Genomic DNA, 23,007 nt, shown 5'->3' with positions numbered 1-23,007 from the left:
CCACAGCCGGCGAAGCAGACGATGCCCCTCACCCTTGGTGAGGGGCATCGTCATGTCATGACCGATGACAGGACCATCCCGGACGACAACACGGTGCACCTGACCGGGCGCATCTCCGCGGCTCCCGAGCGGCGCACCCTGCCCAGCGGTGACGAGATCGTCTCGTTCCGGCTCGTGGTGAGACGTGGCCGCGCGGCCCGCCGTCGCTCGAAGCAGGTCGTCGACACGATCGAGTGCACCGTGTGGCGGGCCGCGCTGCGACGCTCGGTCCTGCGGCTGGCACCGGGCACGCGCGTCTCGGTGACCGGGCAGCTGCGACGGCGGTTCTCCCGGGGGAGCGCGGCCGTGGCCAGCTGGGTCAGCGTCGAGGTCGACTCCTGCCGGCCTGACGTGGCGGCGGCGGTAGCCTCTGACCCATGATCTTGGGCTCCACGACGAAGTCGCTCAGCACCACCTACGACCTGGCGATGCTCGACCTCGACGGCGTCGTCTATCGGGGTGCGGACGCGATCCCGGGAGTGGCGGACGCCCTGGGCGTCGCCCGCGGCAAGGGGCTGAGGCTCGCGTACATCACCAACAATGCGTCGCGCACCGCCGACGCGGTGGTCCACAAGCTGCAGTCGATGGGCATGCCCGACGTCCGGGAGGACGATGTCGTCACCTCCGCCCAGGCCGTCGCCCACCTGATGGCCGACGCTCTGCCCAGCGGCGCTGCCGTCCTCGTCGTCGGCGGCGAGGGGCTGCGGGTCGCGCTCGAGGCCCGCGGACTGCGGCCCGTCGCCTCGCTGGACGACTCCCCGGTCGCAGTGGTCCAGGGCTTCCACGGTGACATCGGTTGGCACGACCTGGCGGAGGCGTCCTATGCGATCCAGGGCGGGTTGCCGTGGTACGCCAGCAACACCGACCTGACGGTCCCGACGGCCCGCGGCATCGCGCCGGGCAATGGTTCATTGGTCCAGGCCGTGCGCTTCGCGACCGGCGCCGAGCCGATCGTCGCCGGCAAGCCCGAGCGGGCCCTGCTGGACGAGACGATCGCCAGGGTCGGCGGAACCCACCCCCTGATGGTGGGCGACCGTCTCGACACCGACATCGACGGTGCGATCAATGCGGGCATCGACAGCCTGGTGGTGCTGACCGGGGTGAGCTCCCTGCGCGAGGTCGTCGCTGCGGCACCGGGACACCGGCCGACCTACGTGTCGGCCGATCTGCGCGGGCTGGACGAGGAGCACCCCGAGGTCGTGGTCGACGGCGACCGGGCGCGCTGCGGCTCGGCCTCGGCCGTCGTGTCCGATGGTGTGGTCACGATCGACCAGGGCGACCGGTCGTCGACCACCGCGTTGCGGGCCCTGGTGGAGCTGGCGTGGACCGTGGCGGATCGCTCCGACACCGAGGTCACCCTGGATGGGACACTGGACGCATGAGCGCTGGACACGAGAGTGACGTGCAGAGGACCGGTCACCCCGCGATCGACGAGGCGCTCGAACGTCTTGACCGCGTCGACGAGCTCGATCTGTCCCTTCACCCCGAGGAGTTCGACGCCATCCACGGGGTGCTGCGCCAGTCACTGGCCAATGCCGGCCGCGACGAGGTCCAGGGCGCCCCGTGAGGCGCCTGCGGCTCGATGCCGAGCTGGTCCGTCGTGGGCTGGCCCGCTCACGTGAGCACGCCAGCACCCTGATCGCGGACGGTCAGGTGCTGGTCGCCGGATCCGTGGCGACCAAGGCCGCGACCGGGGTCACGACCGACCAGGCGATCGTCGTCCGCGAGAGCAACGAGCCGAGCTACGCCTCCCGTGGCGCGCACAAGCTGCTCGGGGCCCTGGCCGTGTTCGAGCCGATGGGTCTGACGGTCGAGGGCCGCCGCTGCCTCGATGCGGGAGCGTCCACGGGCGGATTCACCGACGTCCTGCTGCGCAAGGGCGCGCGCGAGGTGTGCGCCGTCGACGTCGGGTACGGCCAGCTGGTGTGGGCCCTGCAGTCCGATGAACGCGTCCACGTCTTCGACCGCACCAACATCCGCCACCTCGAGGCGGCCGACATCGGCGGTCCCGTGCAGCTGGTCGTCTCGGATCTGTCGTTCATCTCCCTTACGGTGGTGATGCCGGCACTCACGCGGGTCTGCGAGCCAAGCCCGGAAGGCGACATCGTGTTGATGATCAAGCCGCAGTTCGAGGTGGGCAAGAGCAACCTGGGCAAGAACGGCGTGGTGCGCGATCCCGAGCTGCACGCCGATGCGGTGCACCGGGTCTGCCTGTCCGCCCACGAGCTGGGCTGGGGCACGCGCGCGCTCGCGCCCAGTCCGCTGCCCGGCCCGGCCGGCAATGTCGAGTACTTCTGCTGGCTGCGCTCGGACGCCGGGCCGCCGAGCAAGCAGGCCGCCCACGACGTCGTGCTGGCCGGTCCGCTCGACACCTCAGGAGTCCAGGGGTGAGGCGCATCCTGCTGGTGGTCCACGAGGGACGTGACGAGGCGACCAAGATCGCGGCGGCATTCGCCGGCGAGCTGCGCTCGCTGGGTATCGCGGTGTGCGTGCTGGACCCCGAGGCCGGGGCACTGCGCGCGGCCGGCGTCGAGGACGCCGAGATCGTTGCGGCGCGTCCCGGGGCGGCTGCCGGCTGCGAGCTCACCGTCGTCTTCGGCGGAGATGGCACGATCCTGCGCGCGGCCGAGCTCTGCCGCGGCACCGAGACCCCCGTCCTGGGCGTCAACCTGGGCCACGTCGGCTTTCTCGCCGAGGCCGATGTCGAGGACATGTCGGAGGTCGTGCGGGTCGTGGCCGATCGCAGCTACACGGTCGAGGAGCGGCTGACCGTCGACGTCTCGGTGACCGTCGCCGGCGAGGTCGTCGCCACCAACTGGGCGCTCAACGAGGCAACGGTCGAGAAGGACGCCCGCGAGCGGATGCTCGAGGTCGTCGTGGAGATCGACGACCGTCCGGTGTCCCGCTGGGGCTGCGACGGCGTCGTGTGCGCGACCCCCACCGGCTCGACCGCGTACAACTTCAGCGCCGGCGGCCCCATCGTGTGGCCGGAGGTGTCCGCGCTGCTGATGGTGCCGATCAGTGCGCACGCGCTGTTCGCCCGCCCGCTGGTCGTCTCGCCGAGCTCGACCCTGGCGATCGAGGTCGTGGGGGAGCAGGCCAAGGGCGTGCTGTGGTGCGACGGTCGTCGTGCGGCAGAGCTGCCGGTCGGCTCACGGGTCGAGGTCAGGAAGGGCCGCGAGCCGGTCCGTCTCGCCCGCCTGCACCACGCCTCCTTCGCCGACCGGCTGGTGCGCAAGTTCCACCTGCCCGTGGCGGGCTGGCGCGGCGTCGCGGAGCGGCGTTGGGAGGACCAGGACTGATGTGGCAGCACCTGCGCCTGTCCTCGCTCGGCGTCATCGAGTCCGCCGAGCTCGAGCTGTCCGAGGGCTTCACGGTCATCACCGGTGAGACCGGTGCCGGCAAGACCATGGTGGTCACGGCTCTGGGCCTGCTGCGTGGCGAACGCGCCGATCCCGGCCTCGTGCGCCGAGGGGCCGACCAGGCGCGGGTCGAGGCGAGCATCGGTGTGCGTCCGGGCGCGGCTGCCGTGTCCGCGGTCGAGGAGGCCGGCGGACGCATCGACGACGACGTCGTGATCCTGGGCCGGATCCTGTCGGCACAGGGACGCTCTCGCGCCGTGGCCGGCGGCGCCACGGTCCCGGCCGCACTGCTGTCCGAGGTCACCGACGAGCTCGTGGCGGTGCACGGCCAGTCCGACCAGCACCGCCTGCTGCGGGCCGCCGAGCAGCGGGCCGCCCTCGACCGCTTCGCCGGTGAGGAGTTCGCGGCCGCGGCCGCCGCGTATGCGCCGGCGTACTCGCGGTGGCGTGCCGTCGAGCGGACCCTCGACGAGCTGCGCACCCACGCCCAGGAGCGGGCCCGCGAGCTCGACGTCCTGCGGTTCGGGCTCGACGAGGTCGCCGCCGTCGACCCGCAGCCCGGCGAGGACGAGGAGCTGAAGGCCGAGGAGGGCGTCCTGGCGCACGCCGAGTCGCTGGCGCACGCCGCCGACGATGCGCACACCGTGCTGGTGGGCGACGACATGCCCGGCGCCGCCCGCACCCTGGTGGCGCAGGCCTCGGCCGTGCTGCAGGACGTGGCCGGCCACGACCCGGCCCTCGACGCGCTGACCGAGCGGGTGCAGGAGGTCGCGATCCTCATCGACGAGGTGGGTGCCGAGCTCGCGGCCTACTCCAGCGCGGTCGAGCTGGACCCCGAGCGCCTGGCGACCCTGCAGGAGCGCCGCGCGGCCCTGGCCGCCCTCCAGCGCAAGTACGGCCCCACGCTCGACGACGTCCTGGCGTGGGCGCAGAAGAGCGCCGCCCGCCTCGGTGACCTGGGCAACGACGACGAGACCATCGTCGCCCTCGAGGCCGAGCAGGCCGAGCTCGTCCCGGAGGTGCGCCGGCTGGCCGCGCAGATGTCGCGGCTGCGATCGGAGGCGGCCGGACGGCTCGCGGAGCTGGTCGACGCCGAGCTGACGCAGCTGTCGATGCCCTCCGCACACCTGGACGTCTCGGTCACCACCTCCGATGACGCGGTTCCCGGTCCGCACGGCGTCGATGACGTCGAGCTGCTGTTCGCGGCCAACAGCGGCACCGGTCTGCGCCCGCTGCACAAGGGGGCCAGCGGCGGTGAGCTGTCGCGCCTGATGCTCGCGCTGGAGGTCGTGCTCGCCGATCGCACCACCGTGCCGACCCTCGTGTTCGACGAGGTCGACGCCGGGATCGGTGGCAAGGCCGCCGTGGAGGTCGGTCGCCGGCTGTCCCGCCTGGCCGAGCACGCCCAGGTCATCGCGGTGACGCACCTGCCGCAGGTCGCGGCCTTCGCCGATCACCACTTCGTGGTCTCCAAGGACGATGACGGCAATGTGACCAGCAGCTCGGTGTCCCGGGTCGAGGAGGGCGGACGGGTCGACGAGCTCGCCCGCATGCTGGCCGGCCAGGAGGAGTCCGCCGCCGCCCAGGCGCACGCCCGCGAGCTGCTGGAGCTGGCGCGCGGCGTGTGATCTGTTCCTGAGAATCGGGCTTCTGCGCGACACGCCGCAGCCCTTCCCCGATGCGCCCCACCCGGCGGGGAACCATGGACCGCGATGGTCACCTGGAAACGCAAGACACCCCTGCCAACTGCCGCCGAGGGTGTGGTCGGAACTCTTCGGCTCGCTCGCAGCGATGACGATCTCGCCACTTTGGACAAGGGCGAGATCGCGCTCGTCGGACTGCCCGATCTGGACGCCCGACAGGCGCAGACGCTGATCGACCGCCACGTCGCGGTCGTGCTGAACGCTGCCCGGTCCAGCTCGGGCCGCGCGCCGAACACCGGCCCGCAGATGCTGACGACGGCCGGCATCGTGCTGGTCGACCTGACCAGCGAGGACATCTGGACCCGGCTCAAGGACGGCGACACCGTCCGCGTCGAGGGCGGGCAGGTGTTCCGCGACGAGCTGCTCGTGGCCAGCGGCATCGAGCTGGACGAGGAGCGCACCGCCGCCGACCTGCAGGCCGCTCGTGAGGGACTCGCGACCCGGCTGGACTCACTGGCCGCCAACGCGACCGACCACATCCACCGCGAGCACGCGATGCTGATGTCGGGTGCCCAGGTGCCCAAGCTGCGCACCCCGCTGCGCGGACGCCCTGTGGTCGTGGTGTCCCGTGCCTACGACGACGTCGCCGATCTCAAGGGCCTGCGCCGCTGGATCCGCGAGCAGGACCCGGTGCTGATCGGTGCCGGACCCGGTGCCGACGTCCTGATCGAGGCCGGGCTGACCCCCGGCATCGTGGTCGGCGCCCTCGACAACATCTCCGACGCCGCGATCAAGCAGGCGGGCGAGGTCGTGGTGACCACGCCGTCCGGCATGGTCGAGGGCCCCGAGCGCCTCGAGCGCCACGGCATGGAGATCGTGACGTTCGTGGCCAGCGGTTCCGACGACGACCTCGCGATCCTGCTGGCCGACACCAACGACGCCGGCGTCATCGTGCACGTCGGTGCGCCCAGCTCGCTGCCCAAGCTGTTGGAGCGGCCGCCCACCGAGGCGGCGCGCATGTTCGTGGCACGCCTGCGCGCCGGCGCCAAGATCGTCGACGCCAAGGCCGTGCACCACTTCTCGTCCCGGCGGCACTCCCTGTGGCCGGTCTTCCTGCTGCTGGTCGCCGGCCTCGCCGCCGTCGCCGTCGCCATCGCCATCACCCCGGTCGGTCAGGACTGGTACGACTCCATCGGTGAACAGCTCACCGACCTCGGTTCCTGGATCAAAGGACTTTTCACGTGATCACCTTCCGCTACCACCTCGTCTCCATCGCCGCGGTCCTCATCGCGCTGGCGGCCGGCATCGCCCTGGGCTCCGGCCCGCTCGACGAGGCCACGGACGTCCTCGGGGGCGGCAACGGCTCCAAGGCCGATCCGGCCAGGGTGTCGTTCGAGGACGGCTTCGCAGGCCGCACCGCGGAGGGCCTGCTGGAGGACCAGCTCAAGGGCCAGTCGGTGCTCGTGCTGACCGTCCCCGGCGCCAGCCAGGGTGAGGTCACCGGCATCGTGGACAACCTGAAGCTCGCGGGCGCCGAGGTGACCGGACAGGTGGAGCTGACCAGCAAGCTGCTGGACTCGGCCGGCCGTCAGTTCGCCGAGGGCGTCGCCACGCAGTCGGCGGCGGACGTCCCGGGCGTCAGCGCCGCGACCGACAGCTACGGGCGCATCGGTGCCGCGCTGGCCCGTGCCCTGATGGCCGAGGAGACCACCCCGGCGGATCAGACCGCGATGACGGTGCGCTCGGCCTTCTCCGAGGGAGATCTGATCGCCGCGGCCACGCCGCCGGCCAACCTGGCGACGATGGCGGTGCTGGTGACCGGACCCGAGCGCGCCGGCACGGCCGACCGCAGCACCGTGATCGCCGCCCTGGCCGGGGCGCTCAACGACACCGGCAAGGGTGTCCTCGTGGCGGGACCGGCGTCCTCCAGCACCGACGGGGGAGCCGTCAAGGCCGTCCGCGACGGTGCATTCGCGACGGCCGTGTCGACCGTGGACGTGACCGACACCGCCTCGGGACGCATCGTGACGGTGCTCGCGGCGGCCGCGCAGGCCAGCGGCCAGCCCGGAGCGTGGGGGACCTCGCGCAGCACCGGCGGCGCGATGCCCCAGTGACCTGGGCTGTGGGGGAGCCGACACGGGCGGCATTGGCCCCGGGGCCTGATTCATTGGTAGGCTGGAATCCCGTGGAGCCCTGATGCACTCGCATCACGAGCGCTCGACATCGACATTCGACACGGGAGTCACCTTGGCAGGTAGCGCGGTTACCAAGCACGTATTCGTCACCGGCGGGGTCGCATCCTCGCTGGGCAAGGGCTTGACCGCCTCGTCCCTCGGGCGTCTGCTGAAGTCACGCGGGCTGCGGGTCACGATGCAGAAGCTCGACCCGTACCTCAACGTCGACCCGGGCACGATGAACCCGTTCCAGCACGGTGAGGTCTTCGTGACCGAGGACGGCGCCGAGACGGACCTGGACATCGGCCACTACGAGCGCTTCCTGGACGTCGACCTGTCCGGCAAGGCCAATGTCACCACCGGCCAGGTCTACTCCGAGGTCATCGCCAAGGAGCGCCGCGGCGACTACCTGGGCGACACCGTGCAGGTCATCCCGCACATCACCAACGAGATCAAGTCGCGCATCCGTGCCATGGCCGGTCCGGACGTCGACGTCGTGATCACCGAGATCGGCGGCACCGTCGGCGACATCGAGTCGCTGCCCTTCCTCGAGGCCGCGCGCCAGGTGCGCCACGACGTCGGTCGCGGCAACGTGTTCTTCCTGCACGTCTCGCTGGTGCCGTACCTGGCACCGTCCGGTGAGCTCAAGACCAAGCCGACGCAGCACTCGGTCGCGGCGCTGCGCTCGATCGGCATCCAGCCCGATGCCATCGTGTGCCGGTCCGATCGCGAGATCCCCGAGAGCATGAAGAACAAGATCTCGCTGATGTGCGATGTCGACGCAGAGGCCGTCATCGGCTGCGCCGACGCCCCGTCGATCTACGACATCCCCAAGGTCCTGCACGGGCAGGGGCTGGACGCCTATGTCGTCCGCCGCCTCGACCTGCCGTTCCGTGACGTCGACTGGACGCAGTGGGACCGGCTGCTGCGCCGGGTGCACCAGCCCGCCGAGGAGCTGACGATCGCGCTGGTCGGCAAGTACATCGACCTGCCCGATGCGTACCTGTCGGTCGGTGAGGCGCTGCGCGCCGGCGGATTCGCCCACGACGCCCGCATCAAGCTGCGCTGGGTGGCCTCCGACGACTGCGAGACCGAAGCGGGCGCGGCCCAGCACCTGGGCGATGTCGACGGCATCTGCGTGCCCGGCGGCTTCGGCATCCGTGGCATCGAGGGCAAGCTCGGCGCGCTGCGCTTTGCGCGTGAGCGGCGCATCCCGGTCCTCGGGCTGTGCCTGGGCCTGCAGTGCATGGTCATCGAGTACGCCCGCAACAAGGCCGGCATCGCGGGAGCGAGCTCGACCGAGTTCGACCCGCAGACGCCGAACCCGGTCATCGCCACGATGGCCGAGCAGCTGACGATCGTCGACGGCGAGGGTGATCTCGGTGGCACGATGCGCCTGGGCTCGTACCCCGCCGTGCTGCAGGAGGGCAGCGTCGTCGCTGCCGCCTACGGCTCGCAGCGGGTCGACGAGCGCCACCGCCACCGCTACGAGGTCAACAACTCCTACCGCGACCAGCTGTCCAAGGCAGGCCTCGTGTTCAGCGGCACCTCGCCGGACGGCAAGCTCGTGGAGTTCGTCGAGCTGCCCCGGGAGGTCCACCCGTACTACGTCGCGACCCAGGCCCACCCCGAGCTCAAGTCGCGTCCCACCAACGCACACCCGCTGTTCGCCGGCCTGATCGGCGCGGCGCTGGACCGCCAGCGCGAGACGCGCCTGCCGGTCGAGGAGCAGGCAGAGGTCGAGGCGCCGGAGAAGATCGAGGCATGACCCAGCACCCCTCGCTGCCGGGTCGCCTGGCCGGGGTCGGCGTCGCCGACTCCGAGCACTCCTGGCCGGTGACCCGCAGCGAGACGGTCTACGACACCCCGTACATCGCACTGCGGACGGACGTCATCGTCGACCCGTCGGGTGCTGAGCACACGCGGGCCGTCGTGTCGCCGCACGGCGCGGTCGCGGTCGTCGCCCTCGACGAGGACGACCGGGTGCTGCTGGTCGAGCAGTACCGGCACGCCGTCCAGCGGCGGTTGATCGAGCTGCCGGCGGGGACGCTGGACGTCGAGGGGGAGTCGCCGATCAATGCGGCCAAGCGCGAGCTGGCCGAGGAGGCCGACATCGTCGCCGAGGCGTGGACCCCGTTGCTGCAGCTGACCATGACGCCCGGGCACTCGACCGAGCGGATCGAGGTGTTCCTCGCCACCGGCCTGTCCGCGGTCGCCGACGCCGATCGCACGACCCGGGAGGCCGAGGAGGCCGACATGGCCCAGTGGTGGATGCCGCTGGGCGAGGCCGTCGACGCCGTCCTGTCGGGGCGCATCACCGATTCCAAGACCGTGGCAGCGCTGCTGGCCGTCCAGGTGTCGCGCTCGCGATGAGCGAGGACGTCGGACGCGGCGTCCAGGACTACCTGAGCCACCTCACGGTGGAGCGTGGCCTGGCCGACAACACGCTGCGTTCGTACCGGCGCGACCTGCGCCGCTACCTGGACTTCCTGGCGACGCGGGAGATCACCGATCCCGCGGCGATCACCGAGAACGACATCACCGCCTTCCTCGGCTCGCTGCGCACCGGCGACGCCGATCACGTCGCGCTGGGCACCGCGAGCGCTGCCCGCACGATCGTCGCCGTGCGCGGGCTGCACCGCTTCTGGCTGCGTGAGCAGACCGTCCCGACCGATGTGACCGCGGCGGTCAAGCCGCCCCGCCCCGCATCGAGGCTGCCCAAGGCGCTGCCGTTGTCCGACGTCGAGGCGATCCTGGACGCCGCGGGATCGCCGGGCACGATCCTGGCGTCGCGGGACCGGGCCCTGCTGGAGCTGCTCTACGGCACCGGGGCGCGCATCTCCGAGGCCGTGGGGCTGGACATCGACGACCTGGACCTGGAGGAGTCCACGGTCCTGCTGCGGGGCAAGGGTGGCAAGCAGCGGATCGTCCCGCTGGGCTCGTACGCGAAGGCGTCGCTGGCCGACTACCTGACCGCGTCGCGTCCGGCGCTGGTGTCGGCGACGACCCGGACGCCGGGGGTGTTCCTCAACGCGCGGGGCGGCCGGCTGTCGCGCCAGAGCGCGTGGACCGTGCTGACGAAGGCGGCCGATCGCGCCGGCATCGGCACCGACGTGTCGCCGCACACGTTGCGCCACTCCTTCGCGACCCACCTGCTCGACGGTGGCGCGGACGTCCGCGTGGTGCAGGAGCTGCTGGGGCACGCCTCGGTGACGACAACCCAGATCTACACCCTCGTCACGGTCGAGAAACTCCGTGAGATCTACGCCACCGCGCATCCGCGGGCCGCACGGGACTGACGCGGGCGAGTCGTCCAACAGATGGTCTTGATGTCGACATGTGGCGGTAGAGTGACGCTCGTCCGTCGGTCGAGTGCAGGGGTAGTACATGAGTGAGCGCCAGCGCCCATTGTTCGACAAGGGGAGTGCCGGCATGGGCGGTGAGCTGGGGCCGACAGGCCGTCCGCTGCCCGACTTCCCCGAGCCGAAGCCCCGTGACCCGGGTCAGCCCGCGACGATCATCGCCCTGTGCAACCAGAAGGGTGGCGTCGGCAAGACCACGACGACGATCAACCTCGGTGCCGCGCTGGTCGAGACCGGGCGCAAGGTGCTGCTGGTCGACTTCGACCCGCAGGGCTCGCTGACGGTCGGGCTCGGCGTCAACGCGCACGACCTCGACCAGAGCATCTACCACGTCCTGATGGACCGGGAGATCTCGATCAAGGACCTGATCATGCCCACCACAGTCGAGGGTCTCGACCTGGTGCCGTCCAACATCGACCTGTCCGCCGCCGAGATGCAGCTGGTCACCGAGGTCGGCCGCGAGCAGGTGCTCGCCCGGGTGCTCAAGCCCATCCGCCGCGACTACGACGTCATCCTGATCGACTGCCAGCCGTCGCTGGGCCTGCTGACGGTCAACGCGCTGACCGCCGCCAACGGCGTGCTGATCCCGCTGGAGTGCGAGTACTTCGCGCTGCGCGGCGTCGCACTGCTGAAGGACACCATCGAGAAGGTCCGCGACCGCACCAATGACGAGCTGCAGATCATCGGCCTGCTGGGCACGATGTACGACAGCCGCACCCTGCACGGCAAGGAGGTGCTGCAGACCCTCGTCGAGGGCTGGGGCGACCTGGTCTTCCACACCGTCATCCGCCGCACCGTGAAGTTCTCGGACTCGACCGTCGCCGGCGAGCCCATCACCGAGTACGCGACCTCGTCCCCGGGCGCCGAGTCGTACCGCCAGCTCGCCCGGGAGGTTCTCGTTCGATGCCCCGACGCGTGACCGCCTCCTCCGGCGGGTCCGGCCGCCGCCCTGCCATGCCCGGAGCCGACGAGCTGTTCCGGGCGACCGTCCGCCCCGCCCCCGAGCCGGAGGCGGAGACCCAGCCCGAGCCCGAGCCGCCCAAGGTCGCCAGCGGACGGGTCAAGCACGACGAGAAGATGACCGTCTACGTCACGGCCGCCGAGCTGATGGCCGTCGAGCACGCCCGACTCACGCTGCGCGCCGAGCTGGGACGCAGTGTCGACCGGGGACGGTTCGTCCGGGCCGCCCTGGCCGTCGCCCTGGCCGATCTGGACGCCCGTGGCGTCCACAGCGACGTAGCCCGTCGATTGAGCGAGTCGTGAGCGTCGCGGACGTCGACGAGTCCGCGCCGACCGGGTTCCAGGTCAACCTCACGAACTTCGAGGGCCCCTTCGACCTGCTGCTCCAGCTGATCTCCAAGCACGAGCTCGACATCACCGAGGTGGCTCTCTCGGCGGTGACGGGCGAGTTCATCGCCTACATCAAGGAGCTCGGCGACGACCTGGAGCAGACCACCAACTTCCTGCTCGTCGCGGCGACCCTGCTCGACCTGAAGACCGCCCGCCTGCTGCCGCAGGCCGAGGTCGAGGACGAGGAGGACCTCGCGCTGCTGGAGGCCCGCGACCTGCTGTTCGCCCGCCTGATGCAGTACCGCGCCTTCAAGCAGGTCGCCGGCATCATGGCCGAGCGGCTGGTCCAGGAGTCGCGCCGGTTCCCGCGGACCGTGACCCTCGAGCCGCGGTTCGCCGACCTGCTGCCGGAGGTGCTGATCTCCGTCGGCCCGACCGAGCTGGCCCAGCTGGCGGCCAAGGCCTTCGCGGACAAGCCCGTCCCGATCCTGTCGCTCGCGCACCTGCACGCGCCGCAGGTCAGCGTCCGCGAGCAGGCCCATCTGGTGGTCGACGAGCTGCGCCGCAAGGGCGAGATGACCTTCCGTGCCCTGACCGCCGATGCACCAGACCTGATGACCAAGGTCGCCCGGTTCCTGGCCGTGCTCGAGCTGTTCCGCGAGGGCGTGATCTCCTTCGAGCAGGCCACCCCGCTGGGCGACCTGCACATCCGCTGGACCGGCACCGACGACGGCGACATCGACGTGGGCGACGAGTTCGACGCCCCGCAGGCCGCCGCTGACGACGAGCCCGTGCTGATCGACGCGAGCCTGCTCGACGCACCCGACACCTCAGACGAACCCGAGAGCACCCATGACTGACCAGCAGGTACCCACCGGACCCCACGAGCTCGAGCTGGAGATGCTCGAGCTGCGTCCTGCCCTGGAGGCGGTGCTGATGGTGGCCGACCAGCCGCTGGACCACCTGACGCTCGCGCAGGCCGTCGGGCACCCGCCGGTCGACGTGGAGCAGGCGCTGCACGGACTGGCCGCGGAGTACACCGAGCAGGGGCGCGGCTTCGAGCTGCGCAACGTCGCCGGCGGGTGGCGGTTCTTCACCCGTGAGGAGTACGCCGGGGCGGTCGAGCGGTTCATCCTGGACGGGCAGCAGTCACGCCTGACGCAGGCCGCACTGGAGACGATGGCCGTGGTGGCCTACCGCCAGCCGATCAGCCGCTCGCGCATCTCGGCGATCCGCGGCGTCAACGTCGACGGCGTGGTGCGCACCCTGGTGACCCGCGGGCTCATCGAGGAGGGCGGGGTCGACGCCGAGAGCGGCGCGATCCTGTACCGCACGACCAGCTACTTCCTGGAGCGCATGGGTCTTGGCAGCCTCAGCGAGCTGCCGGACATCGCCCAGCACCTGCCCGACATGGAGGACATGGAGGACGAGCTCCTCAGTACCGCTGACGAGTCACCCAGTACCGCTGACGAGTCACCTGGTACCGCTGACGAGTCACTCGAGACGACGACGAAGGACGATGACCGTGGCTGAGATCCGCCTGCAGAAGGTCCTGGCCCAGGCCGGGCTGGGCAGCCGTCGCCGGTGCGACGACATGATCGCGCACGGACGCGTCGAGGTGAACGGCGAGATCATCGACGTCATGGGTGCACGGGTCGATCCGGCCACCGATGTCATCCGGGTCGACGGCAAGCGCATCCCGGCCCCCAACGACCACGCCTACGTGCTGCTGAACAAGCCCCGCGGCATCGTCACGTCGATGGCCGACGAGCGGGGACGACCGGACCTGTCGTCGATCGTGGCCGGTCGCGAGGATCGCCTGTTCCACGTCGGACGCCTCGACACCGACACGTCCGGGCTGCTGATCCTGACCAACGACGGGGACCTGGCGCACAAGCTGGCGCACCCGTCCTTCGAGATCACCAAGACCTATGTCGCGCTGGTCGACGGCGACGTGCCGGACTCGCTCGCCGCCAAGCTGCGGGCGGGCATCGAGCTCGACGACGGCCCGGCCAAGGTCGATCGCTTCCTGGTCAAGGACCGCTCCCGTGGACGCTCCATGGTCGAGCTGGACATCCACATGGGCCGCAACCGCATCGTCCGCAGGCTGCTCGACGCCGCGGGTCACCCGGTGCGCGAGCTGACTCGCACGGCCTTCGGCCCCCTGCACATCGGCGGGCTGGCGTCCGGCAAGATGCGCGACCTGACGCGCGACGAGCTGGGCGCGCTCTTCGACGCCGTGGACGCCGCAGCTCCCGACGACGCCGCGGGCGACGCATGACGGCAGTGGCACCCGGAGCCCTCGACGGGGCCGTCCTGGTGATCGGCTGCGGGCTGATCGGCACATCGGTGGGCCTCGCGCTGCGCGATCACCAGGTCGACGTCGCCCTGGTCGACGCGCTGCCGGGCAATGTCGAGATGGCCGTGTCCCGCGGGGCGGGTCGTCCGGCCTCCGACGACGAGCAGCCGCAGCTCGTCGTCGTCGCGGTGCCGCCGGCCGCGGTCGCCGATGTCGTCGCCGATGCGCTGGCCCGGTGGTCCGAGGCGGTCGTCACCGACGTCACGAGCGTCAAGTCCAGCCTGCAGCGCCGGGTCGACCAGAGCCCTGGCGCCGATCGCTTCGCGGGCGGCCACCCCATGGCCGGCAGCGAGCGCTCCGGGCCGATGGCCGCGTCCGCCCAGCTGTTCGAGGGACGTCCGTGGGCCGTGACGCCCGGCCCCTCGACCCGTCCGGACGCCCTGGACGCCGTGGTCGACTTGGCGCTGCACGTCGGGGCGGTGCCGATCATCATGGACGCCGCCGACCACGACCGCGCCGTGGCACTGGTCTCGCACGTTCCGCAGGTGATGTCCTCGCTGACCGCGGCACGGCTCAACGACGCCGAGGGCAATCACCTGGCCCTGTCCGGCGCGGGGCTGCGCGACACGACCCGGATCGCCGCGAGCGACAGCGCCCTGTGGATGGACATCCTGGGCACGAACGCCAGCGACGTCAAAGCCGTCCTGGAGCGCGTCCGCGACGACCTCGACCGGGTCATCGGCGCGCTGGACGGTGACGCCGACGAGCTGCAACGGGTGCTGGAGTCCGGCCGCCGCGGCAGCGCCCTGATCCCGGGCAAGCACGGCTCCCAGGCCGCCAGCGTCGACGTGGTCCACGTCCAGGTGGCCGATCGTCCCGGCGAGCTGTCGCGGCTCATGGCCGATACGGGAGAATCTGGTGTGAACATCGAGGACCTCCGCCTCGACCACGACCTCGGGCGGCCTGTCGGCCTGGCCGAGATCTCGGTCGCCGTCGGCGTCGGCGACTCGTTGGTGGAAGCCCTGACCTCACGCGGCTGGACCGCGTACCGCTAGAAGGAGTCGAAATACCTGTGACCTCCCCCCTCGTCGTGGCGATCGACGGACCGTCCGGTTCGGGCAAGTCGAGCACGTCGCGCGGCGTCGCCGACCGCTTGAAGCTGGCCTATCTCGACACCGGCGCGATGTACCGCGCGATGACCTGGGCGCTGCTGCGCGCCGGTGTCGACCTCAGCGATCCCGCCGCGGTGGCCGCGGCGGCCGAACGGGTGACCCTGTCGTCGGGGACCGATCCGCTGGCTCCCACGATCCACGTCGACGGCACGGACGTCGCCGCACCGATCCGCAGCGACGAGGTCACCGGCTCGGTGAGCCTGGTCGCGGCGGTGCCGCACGTCCGCGAGCTGCTGGTCGATCTGCAGCGCGCGGCGATCGCCGACAGTGACGGCATCGTGGTCGAGGGACGTGACATCGGCTCGGTGGTCGCGCCGGACGCCCAGGTCAAGATCTACCTGGTGGCGGACCCGGCGGCCCGCGCGGCCAGGCGGGCCGCGGAGAACGGCTCCACCGACGCCGCGGCGACGGAAGCGGCGCTGGCGGCCCGCGACCAGATCGACTCCACCCGCACCGCCTCGCCGTTGAAGAAGGCCGACGGGGCGATCGTCGTGGACGGCACGCACCTGACGCTGGACGAGGTCATCGAGACGATCGTCGGGCTCGTGGGGGAGCGGTCATGAGCGTCACGGCCGAACAGTCGGCGCCGGTCGAGCGCGGCCTGCCCGAGGGTGCGCTGCGCTTCGTGCGCAACCGGGCCCGGGGGTACTTCCACCGCCGGTGGGAGATCCACGAGCGCGGCCAGAGCAAGGTGCCCGCGTCCGGGCCGGTCATCCTGGCCAGCAACCACATCGGCTGGCTGGACGGGCCGCTGCTGGTGGCGACAGGGCCGCGTCCTGTGCACGCGATGGTCAAGGAGGAGGAGTTCGCCGGTCGCACCGGTTGGCTCCTGCGCCTGGTCGCCCAGATCAAGGTCTCCCGGGGTCGCAACGACACCGGTGCCGTGCGTGAGGCCGTCCGGTCGCTGCGCGCCGGGCAGTGCGTCCTGATCTATCCCGAGAGCCGGCGCGGCGACGGCGAGTTCAAGCAGTTCAAGAACGGCGTGACCTACCTGGCGCTGGTGACGGGGGCCCCGGTCGTGCCCGTGGCGATCTTCGGGACACGGCAGCGCGGGGAGGGTCCGCAGGCCAAGCCGGCCCGTGGAACCCGCCTGGACATCGTCTACGGAGACCCGATCCAGTTCCCGATGCGGGCTTGGCCACGAGATCGTGGGATGCTGGAGGACGCAGGCGATCAGATCCATGATCATCTGCGTGCCCATGTGTCCCAGGCCAAGGACGCGCTGAAGCGCGATCTGCCCGGCCCCCTTCCGACAGGATCCCCTGATGTCTGACGTTGTCCCCGTTCTCGCTGTGATCGGGCGTCCCAACGTCGGCAAGTCGACCTTGGTCAATCGCATCATCGGTCGGCGCGAAGCCGTCGTCGAGGACGTCCCCGGCGTGACCCGTGACCGGGTCTCGTATGACGCGGTCTGGAACGGCCGCGCGTTCACCGTCGTCGACACCGGCGGCTGGGACCCGGACGCCCGCGGGCTCGCCGAGCGCATCGCCGCGCAGGCCGAGATCGCGATCCAGGTCGCCGACGCCGTGCTGTTCGTCGTCGACGCCACGGTCGGCATCACCGACGTCGACGAGAAGGTCGTCCGGCTGCTGCGCGCGGCCAAGAAGCCCGTCGTGCTGGCCGCCAACAAGGTCGACGACCAGCGCACCGAGGTCGAGGCCGCGGGCCTGTGGAACCTCGGGCTCGGCGAGCCGTTCCCCGTCTCGGCGCTGCACGGCCGGGGGAGCGGTGACATGCTCGACGCGGTCATCGACGCGCTGCCCGACCCGCCGCCGGAGGACTTCGACGCCCCGCAGGGCCCGCGCCGCGTCGCGATCGTCGGCAAGCCGAACGTCGGCAAGTCCAGCCTGCTCAACCGCCTCGCCGGCGAGGAGCGGGTCGTCGTCGACGACGCCTCCGGCACGACGGTCGACCCGGTCGACGAGATCGTCCAGCTCGGCGGGCGCACCTGGAACTTCATCGACACCGCCGGCATCCGCCGCCGCGTGCGCGATGCGTCCGGTCACGAGTACTACGCCAGCCTGCGCACCAGCTCGGCGATCGACCGTGCCGAGGTCGCCGTGGTCATCATCGACGCGAGCATGCCGTTGACCGAGCAGGACGTCCGCATCGTCACCTCGGTCGCCGAGGCAGGCCGTGCGTTGATCATCGCGTTCAACAAGTGGGACAAGGTCGACGAGGAGCGCCGCTACTACCTGGAGCGCGAGATCGAGCGCGAGCTCGTCCAGGTGCCGTGGGCGCCGCGCATCAACCTGACCGCGCTGACCGGCTGGCACGTCGATCGCCTCGTGCGGGCCCTGGACTCCGCCCTGGAGGGCTGGGAGACCCGCGTGCCCACCGGCATGCTGAACGCCTTCCTGGGTCGTCTGGTGGCCGAGCACCCGCACCCGGTGCGTGGCGGCAAGCAGTCCAAGATCATGTTCGGCACCCAGGCGTCCACCGCGCCGCCGACCTTCGTCCTGTTCACGTCGGGCAAGCTCGAGGCGTCGTACATGCGCTTCATCGAGCGTCGTCTGCGCGAGGAGTTCGGCTTCGTCGGCTCGCCGATCCACCTGCAGCAGCGTCCGCGCAAGAAGCGCGAGCGTCGCTGACCCTGCTGTCGGTCGGGCCGCCGCGGGCTCGGGAGGGCTTTCGTCCCTGTCGGGCCCCCGGCTCCGTGCATAGGTTCAGCGGGAAGGACTGACTGGGGGAGCACGCGTCCCTCGCCCGCGAATCAGGAGACGCACATGCACGTGCCCGACGGATTTTTGGACGCACCCACCTCGGTGGCGACCGGCGCGGTGGCCGTGACCGCCGTCGGGCTGGCGCTGCGCGGATCTCGGCGCGAGCTGGACGATCGCACCGCTCCGCTCGCGGGGCTGGTCGCGGCCTTCGTCTTCGCCACCCAGATGGTGAACTTCCCGGTGGGGGCGGGCACGAGCGGGCACCTGCTGGGCGGTGCGCTGGCCGCGGCGCTGGTCGGGCCGTGGACGGCCGTGCTGGTGGTGTCCGTGGTGCTGCTCGTGCAGGCGCTGCTGTTCGCCGACGGCGGGTTGACCGCCCTCGGCACCAACATCACGCTCATGGCAGTCGTGGGGGTCGGGGTCGGTTGGCTGGTCCTGGTCCTGGTTCGTGCGGTGCTGCCCAAGCGCATCTCGTCGATCCCGATCGCCGCCGCAGCGGGCGCGCTGGTGTCCGTGCCGGTGGCGGCCGCGGCGTTCACCGGGCTGTTCGCGATCGGAGGCGTCGCCGACATCCCCATCGGGTCGGTGCTCACCGCCATGGTGACCTGGCACACCGCCATCGGGGTGGGGGAGGCGGTCATCACCGGCCTCGTGGTCAGCGCGGTGACCGTGAGCCGCCCGGACCTGGTCTACGCCGCTCGGCCGGTCGTCGCGCGGGCAGCGCTGCGGCCACGGCCGGAGGGAGGTGCGGCATGACCGGCGTCCCGCAGCGCAGGACCACGCGCCGGGTGCTGCTGGTGCTCGGCGCAGTGTCCTTCCTGATCGCCGGTGTGGTGAGCTTCTACGCATCGTCGAACCCCGATGGGTTGGAGCACGTGGCAGCGACGACCGGCTTCGGCGACACCGCCCGTCCGCATGCGACGTCCGACGGGCCGCTGGCCGGCTACTCGGTCAAGGGCGTGCACAACGACCGATTGTCCGGCGGCCTGGCCGGGGTGATCGGTGTGACGGCCACACTGGTGATCGCCGGGGGTGTCACGCTGCTGGTGCGCCGCCGCTCGGGCGCCGATGCCTCAGCGGCCGACGCAGAGCGCAGCTGAGCTCGTGGGGGCCGGCCACTCGCACAAGCTGACGCACCACGGGCACTCGGTGGTGCACCGCCTGGGCGCCCACGTCAAGGTCCTCGCCCTGCTCGGCTTCATGCTCGTCGTGGTCGCCACGCCGGGCGACTGGTACGCCGCCTTCGGGGTCTACTTTCTGGCCCTGGTGGTGGTCGTGGTGATCTCGCAGGTGCCCGCCTCGCACCTGTTGCCGCGGATGCTGATCGAGACGCCGTTCGTGGTCTTCGCCGTGCTGATGCCGTTCGTGGCGACAGGGCCGCGGATCGAGGTGCTGGGCCTCATGGTGAGCCAGTCCGGCCTGATCGCCGGGTGGACGCTGCTCGTCAAGGCCACCCTGGGCGTGATCGCCGGCCTCACCCTCGCTGCCACCACCGAGCCGCAGGACCTGGTCCGTGGGCTGTCGCGGCTGCACCTGCCCGATCTGATGGTGCAGATCATGGGCTTCATGATCCGCTACCTCGACGTCGTGGGGGACGATCTGCGGCGCCAGCACGTGGCGCTCACATCGCGTGGATTCGTCGCTCGCGATCCTCGGCACTGGCCGGTGCTGGGCAAGTCGGCCGGTGCCCTGTTCATCCGCTCGTTCGAGCGCGGCGAGCGCGTCCACTTGGCGATGCTGTCGCGCGGGTACACCGGGCGTCTGCCGTGAGCACGCCGGTCCTGGACGTCCGCGACCTGCACTACGTGTATCCCGGCGGGTACCGGGCGCTGAGCGGTGTCGACCTGCACGTGCACGTGGGGGAGCGGGTGGCGCTGCTGGGACCCAACGGGGCGGGCAAGACCACGCTCGTGCTGCACCTCAACGGGATCCTCCAGCCCTCGTCAGGCAGCGTCTCGGTCTCGGGCCTGCCGGTCGAGAAGGCGAACCTGGCTGAGGTGCGCCGCCGCGTCGGGATCGTGTTCCAGGACCCCGACGACCAGCTGTTCATGCCGTGCGTGCGTGACGACGTCGCCTTCGGGCCGGCCAACCTCGGTCTGCGGGGCGCCGAGCTCGAGGCGCGGGTACATCGCGCTCTCACCCAGGTCGGCATGAACGACCTGGCCGACCGGCCGCCGCACCACCTCAGCTACGGTCAGCGGCGGCGGGTGGCGGTGGCGACCGTGCTGGCCATGGAGCCGGAGATCCTGGTGCTCGACGAGCCGTCGTCCAATCTGGACCCCGCCTCACGCCGGGAGCTGGCCGACATCGTGCGCTCGCTGGACGTCACCGTGCTGATGGTGACGCACGACCTGCCGTACGCCCTGGAGCTGTGCGAGCGGTCGGTGATCCTGTCGGGCGGGCGCATCGCCGCCGACGGAACCACGGTCGACGTGCTCACCGACACCGCGACGATGGCCGCCCACCGCCTGGAGTTCCCGTTCGGCTTCGACCCGAACACGATCCGTCCGTGACGTCCGGCATGGGCGATGTCAGGGGCGGTGGAGGGTTGCGGTAAAGTTCCTCTTCGGTACGACGGGCTGTAGCGCAGCTTGGTAGCGCACCTGACTGGGGGTCAGGGGGTCGCAGGTTCAAATCCTGTCAGCCCGACAGAAAACAGGCTCTGATCAGCGGAAACGTTGATCAGAGCCTGTTCTGCTTTTGGGCTCGAAGCCGCTTCACGGCCTTCGGCGGCGGCGTCGAGGACGAGGTTCTGGCCCTGCATCGGCACGGCTGGTCCGTCCGGGACGTCGAAGTTTGCATAGATCTTCACGCCAGGCTGGAAGAGGGAGCCGGCAGGCCAGAGTTTGTCGATGTCTAGCGAAGCCCTGAAGGAGGCAGCGTCCGAGCTCATGGTGCGGGCCAGTGCCGCCCTACGAGGTGGGTTGGCGGGCTTTGCTTCGGCGCTTGCTGAGCGCGCTGAGGAGCGGCGCCCACGCGACCACTCCGGCGACAGTGGTCAAGAGGAGGGCGAGCTCGGTGAGCGGGTCAATGAGGACGCTCCAGATTCCGATCGCCACTGCGACGAGGCCTCCGACGAGGCGGGAGGCAGCATGGCCGAGACGGAGCTCGACTCGGTAAAGGGCCTGGCTGAAGAAGAAGATCGCCACCCCGATGCCCGCTAGTGTTCCTGCATCGACGCTGTGACCGTGGTCTGCTTCGCCGACCGAGAGGCCGCTGCCGGCGGCGAAGAGCACGAGGCCGATCATCATGCCGAGGTGGTCGCCGTAGAACGCGGTGATGGCGAGCGTTCCCCGGCGGGTGGCATCCCGCTCCTGCACTCGCTGTTCAGTCCTAGCGAGGTCACCGGTGAAGAAATACGTCCACCAGAGCCCACCGACCACGCCGACGATGAGGCTGGCGGCCGTGAGCGACGACAGGTCCAGAGACTGCGTAGTAAGGGTGGCGCCGACGGTTACGATCGACTCGCCGAACGCAATGATCATCAGCAGTCCATGCCGCTCGATGAGGTGCGACGCGCGGAGGTCGAACCCACCGCGACGGTTCGAGAGGACGCTTGCCAGGATGACGGCAAGAGCGAGCGGAAACAACCAGGCGGCCCCGGATTCCCCAATCAGTCCTGAGACGACCAAGATGATCGCAGCCACCAGGTTGAACGGTCCGGTTCGCAGGATGCCGCCGGCATTGGCCGGGGAGCCGACGACAACGAACAGCACGTGGTGGATCAGGATGACGGCGAGGAGGGTGATACTGAAGGTCCACTGCCCATCCTCGAACGCGGTCGGGATCGCCACCGCGACGATCAGGAATCCTGCCATCGCCACCAAGAGGACGACGCGGGTCACGGCGCCCGCGGGCGGCGCCTGGTTCATCAGCCAGATGTAGCCGTCGTAGATGCAGTAGACGAGAGCGAGCAGCACGACCGCCCGGTAGATGCCGACCGCGTCAGGCTCATGCGTGACCACGTGCGTCACCTGCGTGATCGTGAACACGAAGACCAGGTCGAAGAGCAACTCGAACGGGGTCGCACGCGCCGCGATGCCGGCCGTAGGATCGCGAGATTCCCGCCGCTCAGGCTCCATCTCGGCCTCCTCGACCCCCACACGCCATGAGAATGTCGCTCACAGGGTCCGTCGCGTGAGCGTTCAGGAGCGCTCTGCTGTGATCGCCTTCGCAGCACCCCACAGCGAACCGATGTTCGTCCGTCCGGGCTGCTTTGCGAGCATGCGCTCGTAGAAGCCCAACGGGTCGTCGGGCGTGATCTCGGTCTCCTCGACATCTCTCAAGTACTGGATGGTCGCCTCGATGTCCGACGGCGAGTCCGGGCGATCCGGCTGCTTGTGACCGCTGACCACCCATGCCGGGTCCAGCTCGCGGAGCCGCTCCAGCGCGGCCACCCAATTCAGCCGCGACTCTGCCGTGGTCTCCGCGAGGTACGGGTAGGTCGCGTTGTAAACGACATCGCCAGCCACCACCAGCCCAGCGTCCGGCACCCACAGGGACGTGGTTCCCTCGGTGTCCGTGTCCCCTGCCTCCACGATGGACAGATCGTGCCCCTCCAGGGTGAACCCGCCCTCGATCACCTCCGGGAACTCCACCTCGGGTATTTGACCCGGGAACAGCCGCCCCCAGAAATCGTCCCGCCACTCCGGACGAGCTTGCTCTTCGAGCTTCACCAGCGTGCCGGCCGTGCCCAGCACCCGCACACCGGGGAAAGCGGCACGGAGCTGCCCGATCCCATAGGCGTGGTCGCCGTGACCGTGCGTGAGGTAGACAGTCGAGAGGGTGGTGTCGTGGGCACGGATCCACTCGATCAGGCGTTCGTTCTGCGCGACCGTCGCGAAAGTGTCGACCAGCACTGCCTCTTGCTCCCCGACGATGAGGGTCGCGCTGTTGGCGACCCACCGCCATTCGTCGTTGCCGGGCGGGAGGTCGCGCGTCAGGCCTTCACGTCGCTCGGTATGAACCTTGAACCGTAAGTTGGCGGTCATCGGTGTCCTTTC

Annotated in this window: 27 protein-coding genes and 1 tRNA gene; 25 read left to right on the top strand and 3 right to left on the bottom strand. The window is 70.6% G+C overall.

All coding sequences use genetic code 11. The annotated features are described in order from the left end of the window. Positions 1-57 precede the first annotated feature (57 nt). From NQV15_RS12670 to NQV15_RS12550, 25 genes are all read left to right on the top strand, one after another. Positions 58-420 carry a single-stranded DNA-binding protein gene (locus tag NQV15_RS12670; RefSeq protein WP_232400344.1) on the top strand — a complete coding sequence of 121 codons (363 nt, stop codon included), beginning with the start codon at positions 58-60 and terminating at the stop codon, positions 418-420. Continuing rightward, complete coding sequence (locus NQV15_RS12665; protein WP_232400343.1) at positions 417-1,421, top strand: HAD-IIA family hydrolase; 1,005 nt, start codon at positions 417-419, stop codon at positions 1,419-1,421. The genes NQV15_RS12670 and NQV15_RS12665 overlap by 4 nt, the downstream gene beginning before the upstream one ends. Then, complete coding sequence (locus NQV15_RS12660; protein WP_232400324.1) at positions 1,418-1,606, top strand: hypothetical protein; 189 nt, start codon at positions 1,418-1,420, stop codon at positions 1,604-1,606. Before NQV15_RS12665 ends, NQV15_RS12660 begins: the two co-directional genes overlap by 4 nt. Beyond that, the gene (locus NQV15_RS12655; RefSeq protein ID WP_232400322.1) at positions 1,603-2,430 is read left to right on the top strand and encodes a TlyA family RNA methyltransferase; all 828 of its coding nucleotides are present in this window, start codon (positions 1,603-1,605) and stop codon (positions 2,428-2,430) included. The genes NQV15_RS12660 and NQV15_RS12655 overlap by 4 nt, the downstream gene beginning before the upstream one ends. Beyond that, entirely contained in the window at positions 2,427-3,341 is a 915-nt protein-coding gene (locus tag NQV15_RS12650; RefSeq protein ID WP_232400320.1) for an NAD kinase, read from the top strand. The genes NQV15_RS12655 and NQV15_RS12650 overlap by 4 nt, the downstream gene beginning before the upstream one ends. Further along, on the top strand, positions 3,341-5,029 hold the full coding sequence (recN, locus tag NQV15_RS12645; protein ID WP_232400300.1) for a DNA repair protein RecN: 1,689 nt from the start codon (positions 3,341-3,343) through the stop codon (positions 5,027-5,029). The genes NQV15_RS12650 and recN overlap by 1 nt, the downstream gene beginning before the upstream one ends. 84 nt (positions 5,030-5,113) lie before the next feature. Further along, on the top strand, positions 5,114-6,289 hold the full coding sequence (gene steA, locus NQV15_RS12640) for a putative cytokinetic ring protein SteA (protein ID WP_232400295.1): 1,176 nt from the start codon (positions 5,114-5,116) through the stop codon (positions 6,287-6,289). Beyond that, complete coding sequence (locus NQV15_RS12635; RefSeq protein WP_232400275.1) at positions 6,286-7,158, top strand: copper transporter; 873 nt, start codon at positions 6,286-6,288, stop codon at positions 7,156-7,158. Before steA ends, NQV15_RS12635 begins: the two co-directional genes overlap by 4 nt. Positions 7,159-7,240: 82 nt before the next feature. Continuing rightward, on the top strand, positions 7,241-8,986 hold the full coding sequence (locus NQV15_RS12630; protein WP_232400273.1) for a CTP synthase: 1,746 nt from the start codon (positions 7,241-7,243) through the stop codon (positions 8,984-8,986). Beyond that, complete coding sequence (locus NQV15_RS12625) at positions 8,983-9,591, top strand: NUDIX domain-containing protein (RefSeq protein ID WP_232400271.1); 609 nt, start codon at positions 8,983-8,985, stop codon at positions 9,589-9,591. The genes NQV15_RS12630 and NQV15_RS12625 overlap by 4 nt, the downstream gene beginning before the upstream one ends. Beyond that, complete coding sequence (gene xerD, locus NQV15_RS12620; protein WP_232400269.1) at positions 9,588-10,517, top strand: site-specific tyrosine recombinase XerD; 930 nt, start codon at positions 9,588-9,590, stop codon at positions 10,515-10,517. Before NQV15_RS12625 ends, xerD begins: the two co-directional genes overlap by 4 nt. Before the next feature lie 88 nt (positions 10,518-10,605). Next, the gene (locus NQV15_RS12615; protein WP_232400267.1) at positions 10,606-11,499 is read left to right on the top strand and encodes a ParA family protein; all 894 of its coding nucleotides are present in this window, start codon (positions 10,606-10,608) and stop codon (positions 11,497-11,499) included. Beyond that, entirely contained in the window at positions 11,484-11,843 is a 360-nt protein-coding gene (locus NQV15_RS12610; protein WP_232400265.1) for a hypothetical protein, read from the top strand. Before NQV15_RS12615 ends, NQV15_RS12610 begins: the two co-directional genes overlap by 16 nt. After that, on the top strand, positions 11,840-12,730 hold the full coding sequence (locus tag NQV15_RS12605; RefSeq protein ID WP_232400263.1) for a segregation and condensation protein A: 891 nt from the start codon (positions 11,840-11,842) through the stop codon (positions 12,728-12,730). The genes NQV15_RS12610 and NQV15_RS12605 overlap by 4 nt, the downstream gene beginning before the upstream one ends. Next, positions 12,723-13,403: an SMC-Scp complex subunit ScpB gene (gene scpB, locus NQV15_RS12600; protein WP_232400254.1), complete on the top strand. Its 681-nt coding sequence runs from the start codon at positions 12,723-12,725 to the stop codon at positions 13,401-13,403. Before NQV15_RS12605 ends, scpB begins: the two co-directional genes overlap by 8 nt. Further along, positions 13,396-14,151: a pseudouridine synthase gene (locus NQV15_RS12595; RefSeq protein WP_372490358.1), complete on the top strand. Its 756-nt coding sequence runs from the start codon at positions 13,396-13,398 to the stop codon at positions 14,149-14,151. The genes scpB and NQV15_RS12595 overlap by 8 nt, the downstream gene beginning before the upstream one ends. Then, complete coding sequence (locus NQV15_RS12590; protein ID WP_232400243.1) at positions 14,148-15,224, top strand: prephenate dehydrogenase; 1,077 nt, start codon at positions 14,148-14,150, stop codon at positions 15,222-15,224. The genes NQV15_RS12595 and NQV15_RS12590 overlap by 4 nt, the downstream gene beginning before the upstream one ends. A 17-nt stretch (positions 15,225-15,241) precedes the next feature. Beyond that, complete coding sequence (gene cmk, locus NQV15_RS12585; protein WP_232400232.1) at positions 15,242-15,904, top strand: (d)CMP kinase; 663 nt, start codon at positions 15,242-15,244, stop codon at positions 15,902-15,904. Next, complete coding sequence (locus NQV15_RS12580; protein ID WP_232400223.1) at positions 15,901-16,614, top strand: lysophospholipid acyltransferase family protein; 714 nt, start codon at positions 15,901-15,903, stop codon at positions 16,612-16,614. The genes cmk and NQV15_RS12580 overlap by 4 nt, the downstream gene beginning before the upstream one ends. Continuing rightward, positions 16,607-17,932 carry a ribosome biogenesis GTPase Der gene (der, locus tag NQV15_RS12575; protein WP_232400222.1) on the top strand — a complete coding sequence of 442 codons (1,326 nt, stop codon included), beginning with the start codon at positions 16,607-16,609 and terminating at the stop codon, positions 17,930-17,932. The genes NQV15_RS12580 and der overlap by 8 nt, the downstream gene beginning before the upstream one ends. A gap of 135 nt (positions 17,933-18,067) precedes the next feature. Then, complete coding sequence (locus NQV15_RS12570; RefSeq protein WP_232400221.1) at positions 18,068-18,760, top strand: energy-coupling factor ABC transporter permease; 693 nt, start codon at positions 18,068-18,070, stop codon at positions 18,758-18,760. Further along, positions 18,757-19,104 carry a PDGLE domain-containing protein gene (locus NQV15_RS12565; protein ID WP_232400220.1) on the top strand — a complete coding sequence of 116 codons (348 nt, stop codon included), beginning with the start codon at positions 18,757-18,759 and terminating at the stop codon, positions 19,102-19,104. Before NQV15_RS12570 ends, NQV15_RS12565 begins: the two co-directional genes overlap by 4 nt. Next, positions 19,073-19,774 carry a cobalt ECF transporter T component CbiQ gene (cbiQ, locus tag NQV15_RS12560; RefSeq protein WP_232400219.1) on the top strand — a complete coding sequence of 234 codons (702 nt, stop codon included), beginning with the start codon at positions 19,073-19,075 and terminating at the stop codon, positions 19,772-19,774. The genes NQV15_RS12565 and cbiQ overlap by 32 nt, the downstream gene beginning before the upstream one ends. Next, the gene (locus NQV15_RS12555) at positions 19,771-20,517 is read left to right on the top strand and encodes an energy-coupling factor ABC transporter ATP-binding protein (RefSeq protein ID WP_232400218.1); all 747 of its coding nucleotides are present in this window, start codon (positions 19,771-19,773) and stop codon (positions 20,515-20,517) included. Before cbiQ ends, NQV15_RS12555 begins: the two co-directional genes overlap by 4 nt. 62 nt (positions 20,518-20,579) lie before the next feature. Next, positions 20,580-20,653, top strand: a tRNA-Pro gene (locus NQV15_RS12550). Here the strand turns inward: NQV15_RS12550 and NQV15_RS12545 are convergent. The 3 genes from NQV15_RS12545 to NQV15_RS12535 form a co-directional block, all read right to left on the bottom strand. Continuing rightward, positions 20,619-20,897, bottom strand: a complete 279-nt coding sequence (locus NQV15_RS12545; protein WP_257125048.1) for a hypothetical protein — start codon at positions 20,895-20,897, stop codon at positions 20,619-20,621. The genes NQV15_RS12550 and NQV15_RS12545 overlap by 35 nt on opposite strands. Positions 20,898-20,916: 19 nt before the next feature. Beyond that, positions 20,917-22,086 (bottom strand): low temperature requirement protein A, encoded by a 1,170-nt coding sequence (locus NQV15_RS12540; RefSeq protein ID WP_232400216.1) that lies wholly within the window; start codon positions 22,084-22,086, stop codon positions 20,917-20,919. A 63-nt stretch (positions 22,087-22,149) separates the two neighbouring features. Then, the gene (locus tag NQV15_RS12535; protein WP_232400215.1) at positions 22,150-22,995 is read right to left on the bottom strand and encodes an MBL fold metallo-hydrolase; all 846 of its coding nucleotides are present in this window, start codon (positions 22,993-22,995) and stop codon (positions 22,150-22,152) included. Between the last annotated feature and the right edge of the window lie 12 nt (positions 22,996-23,007).

This window comes from Aeromicrobium wangtongii (genome assembly GCF_024584515.1).
Lineage (GTDB): Bacteria > Actinomycetota > Actinomycetes > Propionibacteriales > Nocardioidaceae > Aeromicrobium > Aeromicrobium wangtongii.
The sequence above is the reverse complement of the archived record's forward strand: the minus strand, read 5'-3'. Positions and strand labels throughout refer to the sequence as shown.